At 56.5% G+C, this 14,616-nt stretch carries 13 protein-coding genes and 1 pseudogene; 6 read left to right on the top strand and 8 right to left on the bottom strand.

The window, feature by feature from the left end; translation table 11 throughout:
• Positions 1-222 precede the first annotated feature (222 nt).
• Positions 223-1,434 (bottom strand): glycosyltransferase family 4 protein, encoded by a 1,212-nt coding sequence (locus BM113_RS21445; RefSeq protein WP_089790134.1) that lies wholly within the window; start codon positions 1,432-1,434, stop codon positions 223-225.
• A gap of 94 nt (positions 1,435-1,528) precedes the next feature.
• On the opposite strand from BM113_RS21445, the gene BM113_RS21440 reads away from it, so the two are divergent.
• Positions 1,529-2,470: an alkaline phosphatase family protein gene (locus BM113_RS21440; protein WP_089790133.1), complete on the top strand. Its 942-nt coding sequence runs from the start codon at positions 1,529-1,531 to the stop codon at positions 2,468-2,470.
• A 104-nt stretch (positions 2,471-2,574) separates the two neighbouring features.
• On the opposite strand, the gene BM113_RS21435 is transcribed toward BM113_RS21440, so the two are convergent.
• Genes BM113_RS21435 through BM113_RS21420 form a run of 4 tightly spaced genes read right to left on the bottom strand, consistent with a single transcriptional unit; the run spans position 2,575 to position 7,101 of the window.
• Positions 2,575-3,780: an O-antigen ligase family protein gene (locus tag BM113_RS21435; protein ID WP_143095881.1), complete on the bottom strand. Its 1,206-nt coding sequence runs from the start codon at positions 3,778-3,780 to the stop codon at positions 2,575-2,577.
• A 5-nt stretch (positions 3,781-3,785) separates the two neighbouring features.
• Positions 3,786-4,913, bottom strand: coding sequence for a glycosyltransferase (locus BM113_RS21430; RefSeq protein WP_089790130.1), 1,128 nt, complete (start codon positions 4,911-4,913; stop codon positions 3,786-3,788).
• The gene (locus BM113_RS21425; protein ID WP_177209257.1) at positions 4,910-5,713 is read right to left on the bottom strand and encodes a glycosyltransferase family 2 protein; all 804 of its coding nucleotides are present in this window, start codon (positions 5,711-5,713) and stop codon (positions 4,910-4,912) included. Before BM113_RS21425 ends, BM113_RS21430 begins: the two co-directional genes overlap by 4 nt.
• 29 nt (positions 5,714-5,742) lie before the next feature.
• Positions 5,743-7,101: a sulfatase gene (locus BM113_RS21420; protein ID WP_177209256.1), complete on the bottom strand. Its 1,359-nt coding sequence runs from the start codon at positions 7,099-7,101 to the stop codon at positions 5,743-5,745.
• Positions 7,102-7,292: 191 nt separating this feature from the next.
• Between BM113_RS21420 and BM113_RS21415 the strand changes: the two genes are divergently transcribed.
• Together BM113_RS21415 and BM113_RS21410 are read left to right on the top strand one after the other, a co-directional pair.
• A complete protein-coding gene (locus BM113_RS21415; protein ID WP_143095880.1) occupies positions 7,293-7,583 on the top strand; it encodes a hypothetical protein in 291 nt (96 codons plus the stop codon).
• A gap of 12 nt (positions 7,584-7,595) precedes the next feature.
• A pseudogene (locus BM113_RS21410) lies at positions 7,596-8,111 on the top strand (FkbM family methyltransferase); the annotation flags it as partial.
• A gap of 883 nt (positions 8,112-8,994) precedes the next feature.
• Here BM113_RS21410 and BM113_RS21400 read toward each other — a convergent pair.
• Positions 8,995-10,089, bottom strand: a complete 1,095-nt coding sequence (locus tag BM113_RS21400; protein WP_089790118.1) for a glycosyltransferase family 4 protein — start codon at positions 10,087-10,089, stop codon at positions 8,995-8,997.
• A gap of 366 nt (positions 10,090-10,455) precedes the next feature.
• Here BM113_RS21400 and BM113_RS21395 point away from each other — a divergent pair, with 366 nt between their 5' ends.
• The 3 genes from BM113_RS21395 (at position 10,456) to BM113_RS21385 (ending at position 11,698) form a co-directional block, all read left to right on the top strand.
• Positions 10,456-10,881: a nucleotidyltransferase domain-containing protein gene (locus BM113_RS21395; RefSeq protein ID WP_089790116.1), complete on the top strand. Its 426-nt coding sequence runs from the start codon at positions 10,456-10,458 to the stop codon at positions 10,879-10,881.
• Positions 10,882-11,063: 182 nt separating this feature from the next.
• Positions 11,064-11,294 (top strand): antitoxin VapB family protein, encoded by a 231-nt coding sequence (locus BM113_RS21390; RefSeq protein ID WP_089790114.1) that lies wholly within the window; start codon positions 11,064-11,066, stop codon positions 11,292-11,294.
• Positions 11,291-11,698 carry a PIN domain-containing protein gene (locus BM113_RS21385; RefSeq protein ID WP_089790112.1) on the top strand — a complete coding sequence of 136 codons (408 nt, stop codon included), beginning with the start codon at positions 11,291-11,293 and terminating at the stop codon, positions 11,696-11,698. The genes BM113_RS21390 and BM113_RS21385 overlap by 4 nt, the downstream gene beginning before the upstream one ends.
• A 95-nt stretch (positions 11,699-11,793) precedes the next feature.
• Here the strand turns inward: BM113_RS21385 and BM113_RS21380 are convergent, their stop codons facing one another.
• Positions 11,794-13,236 carry a sugar transferase gene (locus BM113_RS21380; RefSeq protein WP_089790110.1) on the bottom strand — a complete coding sequence of 481 codons (1,443 nt, stop codon included), beginning with the start codon at positions 13,234-13,236 and terminating at the stop codon, positions 11,794-11,796.
• 184 nt (positions 13,237-13,420) lie between these two features.
• Positions 13,421-14,407, bottom strand: coding sequence for a GDP-mannose 4,6-dehydratase (locus tag BM113_RS21375; RefSeq protein WP_089790108.1), 987 nt, complete (start codon positions 14,405-14,407; stop codon positions 13,421-13,423).
• Positions 14,408-14,616 lie beyond the last annotated feature (209 nt).

The raw sequence follows: 14,616 nt of genomic DNA, 5'->3' as shown, positions 1-14,616 counted from the left end.
TTGTCGTGCACAGACTCGCCTCCTCATCCCTTTCAGAAAGTTACGCCGATAAGCGGTAGCTGTCTCTCGGTTCCCAGCTAAAGTGAAGACGAATATTCGAATTCGAGTCATACCCACGTATCGCGAACTCTTTCGGTAGTATCGGTATTGATGTTTCTGAATCCTATTCGAATGCGTGGCAGATTCACTTGAAGTACAGGTGAACAAAACTGACAGTCAGGATCACGCTGTCGCGCCGGCATACAAGTTCTCAATTTCTTCAATAATCCGCGAACGATTGAATTGTGTTACCTGCTTACTTGTAGCTTCGGACATTCCAGCCATTTCTCCTGATTTGGTAATTTCTAGGAGTACGTCCCGAAACTCCTCGACGGAGCCATCTGTGAGTCGGCCGGCATCTCCGACGATTTCGTCGATGGTCCCGTATTCGCTGGTGACGATCGGTGTCCCGGTCGCGAGCGCTTCGAGATAGACGCGCGCAAGGGGCTCCTCCCAAATTCCCGGGTGGATAAAGCAGTCGTGAGAAGCGTAGACTGCAGGTAGGTCGGCATTTGGGACGAATCCTCGAAAGTCAATCAGGTGTTCGACGCCATAGTTCTCGGCCTGTGATCGCATTTGCTCCTCTAGCCCACCAGTCCCAACGACCGTCAGTTCGAACTGGGTTCCCGAAGTGTTTAGTGCAGCCACAAGGGGGACGAGTTTCTGTACACCCTTATGATGGGCCAACGAACCGACGTAGAGAATTCGGTAGGGTTCAGCAAAGTCACTCTCGTGAGGCACCAAGAATTGCTCGTCGACTGGGTGTGGGATCGTCTCGATTTTGTTGAGGTCATACCCAAACCGGACGTAGTTGTCCCGGACGTGTCCCGATGGTGCCCGGAACCCATCGATATATTCGAGTCTACTCTCTCCAGCATTTACCAGCCGAAGTGAAAACAACTGGCTGGTTGTTTGATACAGGTATCCGTTGTCGTCTCCCCCAAATCCGGTACGCGAGATACAGTTGAGACATTTCAGCGTTGATTTACTTTGACACTGCTCTCGATCCAGATACAGAAGATCGTTCTTTGCACACGTACCCCCGTAGGCGTTCAAGGTCACGACTGTCCCGACGTCCGAATCTTTCCCGATTCGAGCAATAGAGGGAATCAGCGGCGTCAGGTAACTGTGCACGATATCGAACTCACGCAGTTCGTCGCGACGAGCAATAATCTCCTTGTTGAGTCGCGTACTCGTGTGGGGGTGGCTACTGTTTCCAGAGAGATGACGTAGTTCCATTTCAGTCTGTTCCACACTTTCGTCCGGTGAACGGGTACAGTATACACAGACTTCGTGGCCGGCATCAGCGAGTCCAGTAACGATCTGTGTCGCGGAGTGGGTTGCCCCGGTCCCTTCCGCGGAGGGAAACCGTGGGTGGACGAAGGCAATACGCATTGCTAGCAGATTGAAACGGACGCTGGAATAGCTTGCGCTTCGTGCTTTGCCCAATATCCGAAGACATATTTGGCGATCCAGACAGGATCATAATATGAAAACTATTGACCGATTGAAGCGCGCATTCAGGAACCCGCGGCTGTTCGCCCGGGGCCTGAACCGGACGTACCACCGACGCGGGGGTCTCCGGTCAGAAAACAGTGAGGGGGTAGACGTATTCGACGAGGACTGGGACAATCTCGTCATTCTCGACGCGTGCCGCTACGACATGTTCGAACAGGTCAATCACATTGAGGGGACACTTACTGCGAAAGAGTCCAAAGCATCCGCGACTTCAGAATGGCTCAAGGCGAACGTTGCTGATCGGGACCTCCGAGATACAGTGTACGTAACGGCGAACCCGCAACTCGAAGGCAACCGGGAGAAGTGGGACGTGAAATTTCACCACGTCAGTAATGTCTGGCTCAACGAAGATTGGGACGAAGAGACAGGGACTGTTCTCGCCGACACGATGACTGAGGCCGCAATAGAAGCATACGAACAGTACCCTCACAAGCGACTTGTTGTCCATTATATGCAGCCTCATTACCCATTCGTCTCAGCGGACACGGATTTTGACAAAGGTCATCTGAACACGATTGAGAACGGGGAGGACTCTCCCGATGGTGAAAACGTCTGGGCACAAAAGTTCATAGGAGAAATTGAACCCCCCCGAGAAGAACTCTGGGAGATCTACACCGCTAACCTGGAATACGTACTAGATCACGTGGAGGAATTGTTGGCTGAGGTGCCAGGAAAAACAGTTGTCACCTCCGACCACGGGAACTACGTCGGCGAGCGGGCATCACCAATTCCGATCCGGGAGTATGGCCATCCACGAGGACTGTACGATGATCCTGTTGTTCAGGTACCTTGGTTAGAGTACACACGCGGGGAGCGGCGGGAGATCATCACTGAATTCGATTCGCGGGATCAGTCTATCGTTGAGTCGGAGGTCGTTTCGGACAGACTTCGTGATCTTGGCTACGTGGAGTAATTGCACTTCTATCAGAGATCTATTCGAAACTCTTGGTCGTTCTGGTAGTTGGTCTCATGTTTGCCCTGTCTCCACTTAAGCGAGTACGTTAAATGGTTAATGTCTCACTCCTTGTACTGACCCGCTCCGGTGATGTAATACCCTATCATTATAGCAATAAAGGTAGAACGCATCGAGATCCCAATAAAGGAGAGTTGGTTGAATATCTGGAGGATACAAAAACCAGTAAGCAAGATAGCGAGGGTCGCATCCCGATAGGATACTGCCCGGCGTGCACTGCCGATGGCCGTTCCTACGACGATAAGTAAGTATAATATGCCGCCGATGATTCCGAACCCGGTGAATATCCGGAGATAACTGTTGTGTGGATTCCCGGCACCCCCCTCGAAATCTGTGATACCGGTGAATCCGTATCCCCAGAGTGGTTGGTCGAGGAATGCCCGGACATTCGCAACCCAGCGGGGCCGCCGGTTACCAAACGACAGGTCCGATAGGACACTCGGCCCTGGGAGGACGTCGAAAGCCATCAAGATAGCGGCGGTAATACATATTAAAGAACCACCTATGGCAACAGTGAGATATTGTCTGCCTTTGAGGAAGTAAACCAAATACAATCCAACTGATAAAGTATATATTATCCATCCAGTTCGCCAGTTCGTAAGCAGTAACCCAGCCGAATTTACGAGAAGAAGTGCGCCAGCAGTTCTTGTTCGGTTCTCGAAACACTCGTGCAGAGCGGCGAGTCCTCCAACTAGAGCCAACCCGCCGAGCTGATTTGGGTTAGAAAAAACGCTCGTGATTGGATTTAAACTTTCGTACCAGTAGATACGAGCACCCCACAACGATAGATCGACGAACCCAAACTGGACGGGCAACCCGAGATACGGGAACAACCCAACGACAACCAGAGGCGCGCTCACCCTGGCCGTGACAGAGAGAAACTGACGGAGTGGGAGAAGCGACGGGATAACGAAGATGTTCGCTGTTGTGAACGTGAACAGTACTCCGAGACGTGCCAGGTTGCCGAGCGATGGTTCGAAAAGCAACCGCAGATACACTAACGCCGCGAACACAAGATACAGTTTCGTATAAGTTGAGTTGACTTCTATCGTGTCGTTGTAGAGTACCAGCAACGGAACTATCAGGAGGTATACGAGAGTGATGAGTGCGTAGACGACGCTCGTCGGAAGCAGTGTATACTGGAGAATAATCGCTACCAGAAGGACCAGCACCACTCCAGAGAGAACCGTATCGCTTACGCTCTCACCGGCGAATTCAAACTGACTGGAATCATTGTCAGGATGGTTCATTTTCATCATGCAAACGAAGCGTAGATCGATTCCCAGTTCTCGGTCGCACTCTCGATGCTGAACATTTCTTTGACTCGCTGTCTACCATTGGTGCCGTAGGTTGCCCTTTCGGCAGCTGGAAGTTCCATCAGCGTTGCCATCGACGCAGCTAGGTCGTCTGGATTTCCACGCTCCACCAGGAAACCCGTTTCTCCATCCACAACTATTTCCGATGTCCCGCCAGCGTCTGTCGAGATGACCGGAAGCCCACAGGCCATTGCCTCAGCTACTACCAGTCCGAACCCTTCCCATCGGGAGGAGAGGACGAACCCGTCAGCCACGTTCAAGTACTTCGGGACGTTGTAGACTTCCCCTTTGAACTCAACGTGGTGTTCGAGGCCTAACTGCCTTGCTTTTCGTTCAAGTGATTCTCGCAACTGTCCCTCGCCGAGTATCCAGACTGTGAAATCTTCCCTCGTGTCTTGTAACGAATCGACTGCTTCCAGAAGGGTGGCATGGTCCTTGCGCTTCTCGATACTCCCGACAGTCACCCAGAGGAATCCACCCGGCCGGTCCACCTCCACCGACGACGAACTAAACTTGTCGACGTTGATACCGTTGTACACCCGCGTCGATTTCTCCCTCGTAACGGCACCAGCGGCGATGTACCGCTCCATCGCGGTGTCGCTTACGAACGTATTCATCGCCGACAGGGTGTCGGTGAGCGAATAGACCCGATCGCGAAGCGTCGTCTCCTCCAGCAGTCGTTCGGTCTCGGGATTCCTGTCGTGGACGTTGTGGAACGTAGAGATTGTCGTTACGTCCAGCCCGATACTGGCCAGTCGCCCGGAGATTATCGCGTGGAATAGGTGGGCGTGAACAATGTCGGGCTCAAACGACTGTATCTCACGCCGGATCTTCCAGACGACAATCGGGGCCAGTAGTTTACTCTCGACGTTCAGACTCCTTACTGAAATGCCTGCCGAACGGGCTTTATGACCAAAATTCCCGATCGGTGTGAGAGAGAGAATATGTACCTCATGCCCCTTCTCTAAGAGTGATTTCGACAGTCCAAATAGCTGTCTGCCCACGCCACCGACTCCCATCGCCGGCGTGAGAAAGAGAACGCGGAAGGAACTGTCGTCAGCACTCATCTCGTCTCAGACTCCGTAAAGTCGGCAAACAGCCGTCGAACCTGTTTTTTCACTGATTTCGGGAAGAAATGATAGAGTAGGTGTCCCAGCGCATAGAGATAGTAGTGTCGCGGCAGTTCTAGAAGGCGAACTGCCTTGAGGTGTAGTCCGAACAATTTGAAGTGCCTGCTCGTCGAAGAGAACATTGAGTGGAAACTGCTCTCTTTCCGGATAGACCGGGTAATCAATGGTTCAGGGAGGTTGGCTACTTTCCAGTCGACGGCGACGCGTATCATCAGGTCTAGGTCGACGATAGCGCGTCTTGTCCCGTCGTACAGTCCGGCCTGAATCAGAGCTTTGCGCCTCGCCATAATCGAACTGTGCGGGATGGGGATATATTTCGCCATAGCTCGCCGAATAGCGGCGTCGTCGGTGGGGTACTCCCGGATGTAGGATTCGGACCGGATTTCGTTTTTCGCAACGTACGCCGACCCGACGATTCCAACGTCAGGGTGGTCGTCGAGATACGCTGCCTGGACCTCGAGCCGATTCTCCTCCGAGAGGTCGTCGGGATCGACCACGGCAATGTACTCCCCCCTCGCTTCGTCGATGGCGGTATTCAACGCGCCGGACCGGCCGATGTGCTTTGAGTAGAATATCCGAATTCGCTCGGAGTCCTCGTACTCGGCTAGTATCTCCTTTGTTGAGTCCTCCGATCCATCATCGACGATGACGATCTCGAAGTCCGAGAGCGTCTGCTTCAGCATCGATTCGAGCGCTTCCCGGATAAACGCTTCCTCGTTGTATGTCGTAATAACCACACTTACCCGAGGGGAGTCAGTTACTGTCATCAGAGGTACCCCATGTCACGGAGGTTCTCTTCGGTTTGGCGGTCGATACCGGCCGAATTCTGGTTCCGGATTGGATCGAGAGCGGCGTAGTGCTCTTTGAGGTCCTCGAGTAGGTCTGAGTCACCGGTTGCCTCGTCCGGTTCCGGATACCACGTCGCTCTGTTCGAGGGACTTCGCCAAGCCGCGAACTGTTTAGTCGGCGGTAACTCAGCGGTATCTAACTGGTGGTTTCGTTGCACTCGTTCGAGATGAGATTCCGGAACCGAGTAGTAGGCGAACGCAGTATCTCGCTTGGCGCATGAGAGGTCATAACTGTGAGAGGCCGGACAGTCCTCACCCAGCATACTGAGAACGGTGCAGTAGAGGTCGTGTAACTGAACAACATCTTCACGACGTGACGGAGCGAGATGATCTGAAGGGTCCCTTATGAGCAGTGGGACGCGAATTACTTCATCCGCTATCGTGAACTGGTGTCCCCAAAGGTTCTCTTCGCCGAGATGGTCGCCGTGATCGCCAAATACAACGATGACCGTATCTTCGAGGTGACCTTTCCGTTCAAGCAGTTCGACGATAGTACGGACGTTCTCGTCGGTTTGACGTATAGCGCCACGGTAGAGGTCTTTGATGTCCTCCTCGTACCCATTGTCGAACCGCTTTTTTCCGGCTGCGAGCAGAGGTCTATCGCGAATTAGTTCCTTCTGATACTGTATCGTCTCCCGGACGCCGAAGATAGAACCCTCCCCGAACTCACGATATTGATCGATGTGCGGAGCATAGGGGTTGTGTACACCGTTCAAATGAACGAAGTGAAAGAATGGTTCGGACGTTCCGTCGAGGTACTCTGAATACCGTTCGACAATGCGCGAATCGTGGTGATTGTTTCGGACGAGTTTTTCGCGAAGAACATCGAGAGGTGCTTTCCCGAGGTTGCTGAGACCAATATAAACTGCAGAGGCGTCCCTCTCTTTGACGCCACGACGGACCATATCCACCCAGTATCGTGATAGTGGCGGGGAAATGTGGTGGTGGTCGAATCCCCGGAGAATTTCACCCACATTTAACCACCCGTTTCCGGCGAATGACGCAGTGTCGTATCCCCTGGCTGCGAGCTGTTCGGCTAGTGTGTCGGTTGGGCCGAGCGACTCATCCACGTCGGAGACGGAGTGTTCCGGCGGATACAGCCCCGTGAATATTGATCCGTGGACCGGAAGTGTCCATGTAGAAGGAGAGATGGCGTGGGTGAACACAGTCGATGTTTCTGCGAGCGTTGAGAGAAACGGAGTCGTCGGCGAATCACCGTCGAGAAACGAGACGTAATCGGGTCGGAGACTATCGACCGAAAGGAACAGGAAATTCATACGTAGGAGGAACACCTTCGCGGCACACAATAAAAGCATTTATTCACCTTCGGTGTTTGCTCCCCCTGGGCACATTCGACAACCGCGTCAAATGGAGGATATTTCGATTCTCTCTCCAGCGTCGGCCCGAAAACTGTCCCTATACACAACCTATAAGCAAACTTATCCCACTTAGGTAATTGAGCTAAACTATGTCGACTAGTCCACCGTTGGAAGCAATTCACGGAAAACTGAAGTCTCTCTACACCGGTCCAGCCAGAAAAGTTGCAGTCGAAACCGGGATGCACAGTTTCATCCGTGGCATCTACGGTCGCGCTATTGTTCAGTTCACGGAGGACATCCAAACCCACGAGATAGCCGGTGTCAGCGTACAGTATAGGACGGAAACCTACTCCGCCTGGGAGCGCCAGCGCTCGTTCAATGCCGAACAACCCATCATGGAGCAGTTCGCTGCCGACGTCACAGATGGCGATACAGTCTGAGATGTAGGCGCGAACATGGGAACCTACACCTGTCTCGCCGGCCGGGCAGCTGACGACGTCTCGGTTGTCGCGTTCGAACCGGCACCGGAGAACAGGGAACGACTCCATTGCAACGTCGCGTTGAACGGGGTCGAGGCAACGGTTCGTCAGGAAGCGCTCAACGAGACGACGGGCCAAATGGGGTTGTCCTCGCGGAGCGCAGGAGACGGACAGTATGCACTGACCGACGATCAGGAGGGAATGCAAGTATCGACGGTGGAGGCCGACAGCCTCGTCGACCAGAATATTATTTCTCAACCTTCAATAGTGAAAATGGATGTCGAAGGAGCCGAACTCCGAGTTTTGAGGAGGATGGAGACTATTCTTGAAGGTGTAGAAGCCCTCTATCTGGAGGTCCACCCGTCGCGAATCGAGGAATACGGCGGAAGCACGGACGAACTTGAAGCCCGAATTACCGATGCTGGCCACCAGTACAAAAGAGTCCACGAGCGCGGGAATCAGTACTTCCTCAAAGCGATTCGAAGGTAGTACGCCAGCTACTTTTTCCCGGCAACCGCTCCAGCACCTCAATCGTCTCTGCGACCGTTTGTTCCCATCTAAATATCGGGTCTATCTCTGACTTATACTCTCTCGCGAGTGTTTTGAGAAGTTGCGTGCCGAACGCGTCGACGTTATCCGCTGTTACGTGGGTAATGGCGTCATCGAACGCGATTGAAGCGACCTGACTGGTCATAGATGAATCCGAACCAGAACCGAAACAGGCGATCCGAGATTCGATAGCGGATCCGACACGTCGACCTCGGATCGACGATGACGGACTGGTGTCGTACAATCAGGGCAAGCGTTTCCGGCCGATCAACGCAATAGTTCGTATCGCGGATCTACAAGCCGGCCTATACGCGATTTTGTTGCGCTCGAGATTGCCCCGTGCCATCGATTCGAGCAGTCTGAAGAACCGATCGACCTCGTTGAGTTCCATCTGGAATATCGTCTCGGGTTCGTCGTGGGTGAGCTGGCGAGATCCAGAAGCGTCCTGATGACGTTCTTGCCGACGCTTCGAACACTATCGAGGGACGCAAATACGGGGTGTATCGCCGAAAATGCCGAAGGTAGCCACCTGCTGTTCCAGGTCGTACGCTGGGCCGAACTTCGAACGACAGTTGCACGAGTTCGATCTGTTCGTTGGGCGTCTGCGAGAGACGGCAGTACAGCGTGGCCCGCCGTCAACTGACTGTTCGTATATCATTCCGGTTGGCGATCCCGTCAGGACCAGCGTGGCGCTGCTGTCGGCCACGTCTTGATTGACGATACGCTGGATATCAGAGAGAGGCCCCGAGCGTGTCTCGACGAAGTACGGAAACTCATCGATTATAACGACCCAATCGCGCTGGAAGAGGTACTTAGTAGAATCTCACTTCGTAGAAATTGACTTCCACAGCTCCTCGAGCAGCCGGGTCGTCCGCTTGACAGTCTCCGTCCAACCGAACTGTTCCGCAACCTGCCCTCGGGGATCTCCCACGTTTCCGTCGAGCACCGCCTCTAACCCCTCGACGAATCCCGGGACGTCCCTTACGGGCACAGTTACGCCGCCGTCGCCGACGACGGGCACAACCTGTTCCAAATCGCTCACTACGACCGGAATCCCTGACGCCATCGCCTCGAGCACGGTCCGCGGTAACCCTTCGGCCCGACTCGGCAACACCAGCACGTCCCCCGCCCGATACACGGCGGGCATCTCCTCGTAGGGGACCTGTCCGAGAAACTCGACGCTCCCGTCAGCCATCGCCTCGAGTTCCGCCCGCATCGGCCCGTCACCGACGATGTACAGTTTCACGTCCCGCTCTCCAGCAAGCCGTGAAACCGCTTGCACCGCGTCCTGGGGCCGCTTCCCCTCTACCAGTCGCCCGACGAACAGCACGACCAGCCCGTCGTGATCGATCCGCTCGCATGCAGGTCCGTCGGGCGTGAATCGCTCGGTGTCCACGCCGTTGTTCACGACTTCGATCCGACTCGAGACGCCGAACTCCCGCACGCGGTCGCAATCCTCGTCAGTATAGCAAAACACCACGTCGGCCTGATTGAACGTCCACCGACCAAGCGACCGCAGATACAGATCGAAGATCCACTTGGGTGCGTTCTGCGAGTACAACCCGTGGTTCGTAATCGCCAGCGGGATATCCCCCAGGAACCGCTTCAACGCAGCCAAATTAGTCGAGAAGTACAGGTGCGAGTGGGCGTGGATCACGTCGAAGGCCTCCGCCTCAGCCAGATACTGCGCGACGCCGGGACTGATATCGTTCCCGAGCAGATTCACCGCGGGATCGTACCGCACCACGGTGTACCCGTCTCGCTCTTCGATATGGGGTAAGTCGGGATCCTGCCGTACCGTCAACACGGTCACGTCGTGTCCCATCGCCGCCTGATCCCGCGACATCGCGTGGACGTGGTACGGCCCCCCGCCTTTCACGTCCGGATAGACTTTCTGTGCGACCCGTAGAATCCGCATTATCGTACCGGTTTTCAGGGATGCGGATATGTCGTTCGATCCACGTCAGCGCGATAGAACACCGAACACACTCGAGGCCGACTCACACCGTCACTCGAGACACAGCACGAAGTCCCGTCGACTGGTGTCATCGACGACGTCGAACTGGCGATCCAGAACGAACGCGACCCCATGCCTGCAGGGAATCGTTTCGGTAGCCGTTCTCGAGCGTTTCACAGTAGAACGATACCGAGCGAGATGTGATCCGAAGAGACTCGAGCGGGAGAACGCCTGCAAGAGCGAATACACCCAGATCCGACGGACCCACCGAGGTTCGAAACGGTCCCGGGGAAGGTGGTAACTGCCGGTGACACGTAGGGTCGGTCGATGCCGTCGAAGCCAGATACCGCCCTCACTGGGGACGACCTCGAGCGGCTTCGATCCGTCTGTGCGAGTCACGACGTCGCTGTTGCGATCGTATTCGGATCGGCAGCGGATCCCGACGCTGAGCCGGCTGATCTCGATCTGGCGATCGAGTTCGCCGAGTGGCGGCCAACGGACGATGGGTATACGACGGCGTATCTGCAACTTCACGCTGACCTCGAGGCGACACTCGACTACGACGTCGACCTCGTCGATATTCATACTCTCCCGTCGGCATTTGCACACGTCGTGTTCACTCGCGGAACGCGTGTCTTCGGTTCGAGTGATCGATACCGAACGCTTGCAGACCGGCTGACAGACGAAAAACCGACGGTCGAAGATACTCGAGAGCGAGTCACGGCTGCGGCAGCACGACTCCAGGGCGAGTGAATCAAGAACCCGGTCCACGAGTATCGCCGCTGCAGTCGACCCAGGGCCGATTCTCCGACAGAAGCTCTTTCACTATCGTTCGCTCGGTTCGTCAGCTTCTCGAGTGCGACCCAGAGACACCGAGGTATGTACTCCCACACCCCAACCTTGATTCACGTAGAGCGTCAACGCTGTCAACAAGAATGTCACGGCAGATCCGCCTCGAGGACGATGTCTACGAACGCATCAAAGCGAACAAACGTGACGACGAGTCGTTCAGTGACGCCGTAGATCGGCTCATCGGTGGGCAATCACTCCGCGATCTCCGCGACGTCTTCGACGACGAGCAGGTGAACGAAATGCGGGACGCCATCGAGACCGCTGATCAGGCAGACCGCGATGAAGTCCGTGAGGTCGCGGAGCGATTCGAATGATCGTCGACACGAGCTTCGTGCTGGACGTCATCGACGACGTCGAACCGGCCGTCCAGAAAGAGCGGGAACTCGAGGCGGAGAGCATCCCCCTGGTCATCCCGTCGATGACCGTTCTCGAGCTCTACATTGGCGTCGGAAAGGTAGCAAATACTCTCGAGGAGCGACAGCAAGTCGAAGCTGTTCTCGATTCCTACCCGGTGGTGGAGATGACTCCGAGCATCTCACGGCGTGCGGGGCGATTGCTCGGGGAGCGAATGGCCACTACGGACGACGGAGACGGCCCGGGTATCGGGAAAGGCGACGCCGCAATTGCAGCAACTGCCCTGGAACGAGATGAACCGGTTCTGGCTGGAGACGGCCACTTCGGGAATATCCCCGGCGTTACCCACGAAAGCTATCGGTAGTGATATGATAACTGTCGTGACGTGAGTCGTCTCTTCCTCGATCACCTCGAGACCCGCATCGAAACGCTCGAGAAACAAGGGGATCGAGTTCGACCCTACTGACGAACCGTTCCCCACACGTCCTCGAGCACACCCCAGAGCTGCCTGACCACGATCTTCAGATCGAACCAGAACGACTGTCGCCGAATGTACTCGAGGTCGTAGCGCAACTTCTCCCGGGGCGCAGTACTAGTAACGTCGTTGATCTGTGCTAGCCCGGTCAACCCGGGTTTCACGAACCACCGTTTCCGCCAGGCGGGCGCATCGGCCTCCAACAGGACCTCCTCTTCGGTCCACGCGGCCCGGGGCCCCACGACGCTCATATCTCCAACAAAAATAGACCACAACTGCGGTAACTCGTCCAAATGCGTCCGGCGCAAGACCCGTCCCACGCGCGTGATCCGATCGTTTTCCTCGTCGTCAGACGGCGTCGCCGACTCACCCTCTGGAATCATCGTCCGAAATTTATACACCGGAAACGTCTCACCGAACCCTGCAGTCCGATCTTGACTGTATAACACGGGCCCCGGACTATCGACCGTGACCGCAACCGCAATCACGCCCATCAGTGGCGCGAACACCACCATGCCGACCCCCGCGAACACGATGTCGAACAGCCGTTTCCCCAGGTGATCCAGCGGATCCCACGGCTCGACGTCGACGTCGACTAGCTCCCCAACCGCACCCTCCGACACCAGTACGCTGTCGGCGTACTCCCGGTGGACCTTCGCGTCGACGCCGTGCTCGTGACAGACGTCCAAGGCCCCGAAGAACTCCGCGCGGTCGGCGTGGCGAAACGCCAGCACGACGGTGTCGACGTCGAACTCGAGCAAGGCATCTTCCAGTCGCGACAGCCCGCCGATCCGATCCAGCGACTCGAGATGTGGACGCCCGACACCTACCCCCTCCTCCGAGTCCACAGCCACACCACCGTCCGCAGCCGGCTCGAGCGACGCCAGTTCGTCGCGAACGCCAACGACGGAGGGACAGAGATATCCCAGCACGGGCGCGTCGATCGACGGCGTGATCTCCTCGATCTGTTCCAGATCGTCTCCAACGACGAGCAGTCGCTCCGACCCGTCGGTCGGCCGACGCCGGATCCAGACGAACCAGCCCGGAATCGCCACCGACAGCAGGCCGAACGTCATCACCAGCGTCGCCCGCGGGAGCCGGTAGGAGTAGTTGAAATAGCCAAGCGTCGCGAGCGCGAACGCGGCAACCAGTACCCGCTGTTGCGCCAGAAAGACGGTGTCGAGTACCCGTCGGGGCTGGGGCTTGTAGAGCGGCACCAGCGCCCCGACGACCGCGAGCACGCTCAATGCGATCGCCCAGTAGAGCCCCTCGCCGGATAGCACGGTCACCTCGAGACGGTTGAACACGGGGACGTACGTCGTAAACAGGGACTGCGAGAGCTCGTGGTTCGCGGCGAGTACCGCCCCGACGGTCAACGTGACGACGCCGAGGGCACTCACTACCCGGTACCGCCAGCCCGTAAACATTCGTGCGATGACACACCCACGAGCGACATAATGTATTTCATATTTCGTCGTTGACGTTTACGAACGGAAGATGAAGTGTACGTCGCCGGAGAATCTCCGATAAATACGACCCTCAGTACAGATGCGAACGAGAGGCGACGGAGCGGGGAGAAATCGCTCGAGCAGTTCGACGAGGATCGACCGATCAGGAGTTTCGCACGAGCGGATCGTACCACTCCTGATTTGCCCGATACCAGTCGATGAACGTCGAGACCCCCTGGCGGATATCGACCGCGGGTTCGTATCCCAGGAGCTCGTTGGCCTTCGAGATATCGGCGTGAGTGTGTTCGGCGTCGCCCTCTCGCGGATCGGTGTACTCGAACTCGAGCGACGGATCGATCTCGTCCCGAACGACTTCGGCGAGCGTCTGGATGTCGATGTTGTCGGTCGAGCCGACGTTCAGGATCTCGCCGTCGGCACTGTCGTCCTCCAGAAGCTGTGCGTTGACCCGCTTGACGTCGTCGACGTAGGTGAAGTCCCGCGTCTGCGTGCCGTCGCCGTAGATCACCGGCGGCTCGCCGTGCAGACATCGCGAGACGAAGTTCGTCATCGCCATGTTCGGCCGCATCCGCGGGCCGTATACGGTGAAGTATCGTAGCGCGACGGTCGGCAGGCCGTAGACCTCGTTGTACACTCGAGCGTACTGTTCAGACGCCAGCTTCGAGACGCCGTACGGCGAGACGGGCGTCGTGGGGTGGTCCTCGTCGTACGGCAGGTACTCGGGCTTGCCGTAGACCGACGACGAGGACGCGAGCACGACGCGCTCAATATCGTGCCGCCGAGCCGCCTCGAGCAGCGTCATCGTCCCGTCGACGTTGTACTCGTTGACCTTCTCCGGTTGTTCGACGCTCTTGCGGACGCCCGCCTGGGCGGCCTGATGATAGACGACGTCGGCCCCAGCAACCAGGTCGTCGACCTGTTCCTCGTCGGTGATCGAGCCGTCGACCAACTCGTACGAGCCCCCGGCTGCCTCGGCGGCGTTCCGTGCCGCCTCGACGTTCTGGTCTTTGATCCCGAGGTCGTAGTACGGTTCGAAGTTGTCGAGCACGACCACGTCGTGCCCCTCGCCGGCGAAGTGTTCGGCGAGGTGGCCGCCGATGAAGCCGGCACCGCCAGTGACGAGAATCTGCATTGCTGTCATCTCTGCTAGCCACCGTCAAAAATAACGTGGCTCGGAGTCGGTGACTGCATCCCAAGAGTTCACGGTTGTTTCACCGATCAAGGGCACTAATCAATCGTCGGCAGTTTGACATCCTCCTCCGCGTGAACGCGGAGGAATCCCGAGCGGTGGGAGTTTCACCTATGGAAACGCTGCTGTCCGAACAAACCACCGCTGGCGAC

The organism is Natronobacterium haloterrestre (assembly GCF_900112205.1).
GTDB classification, from domain to species: Archaea; Halobacteriota; Halobacteria; order Halobacteriales; family Natrialbaceae; genus Natronobacterium; species Natronobacterium haloterrestre.
The sequence above is the reverse complement of the archived record's forward strand: the minus strand, read 5'-3'. Positions and strand labels throughout refer to the sequence as shown.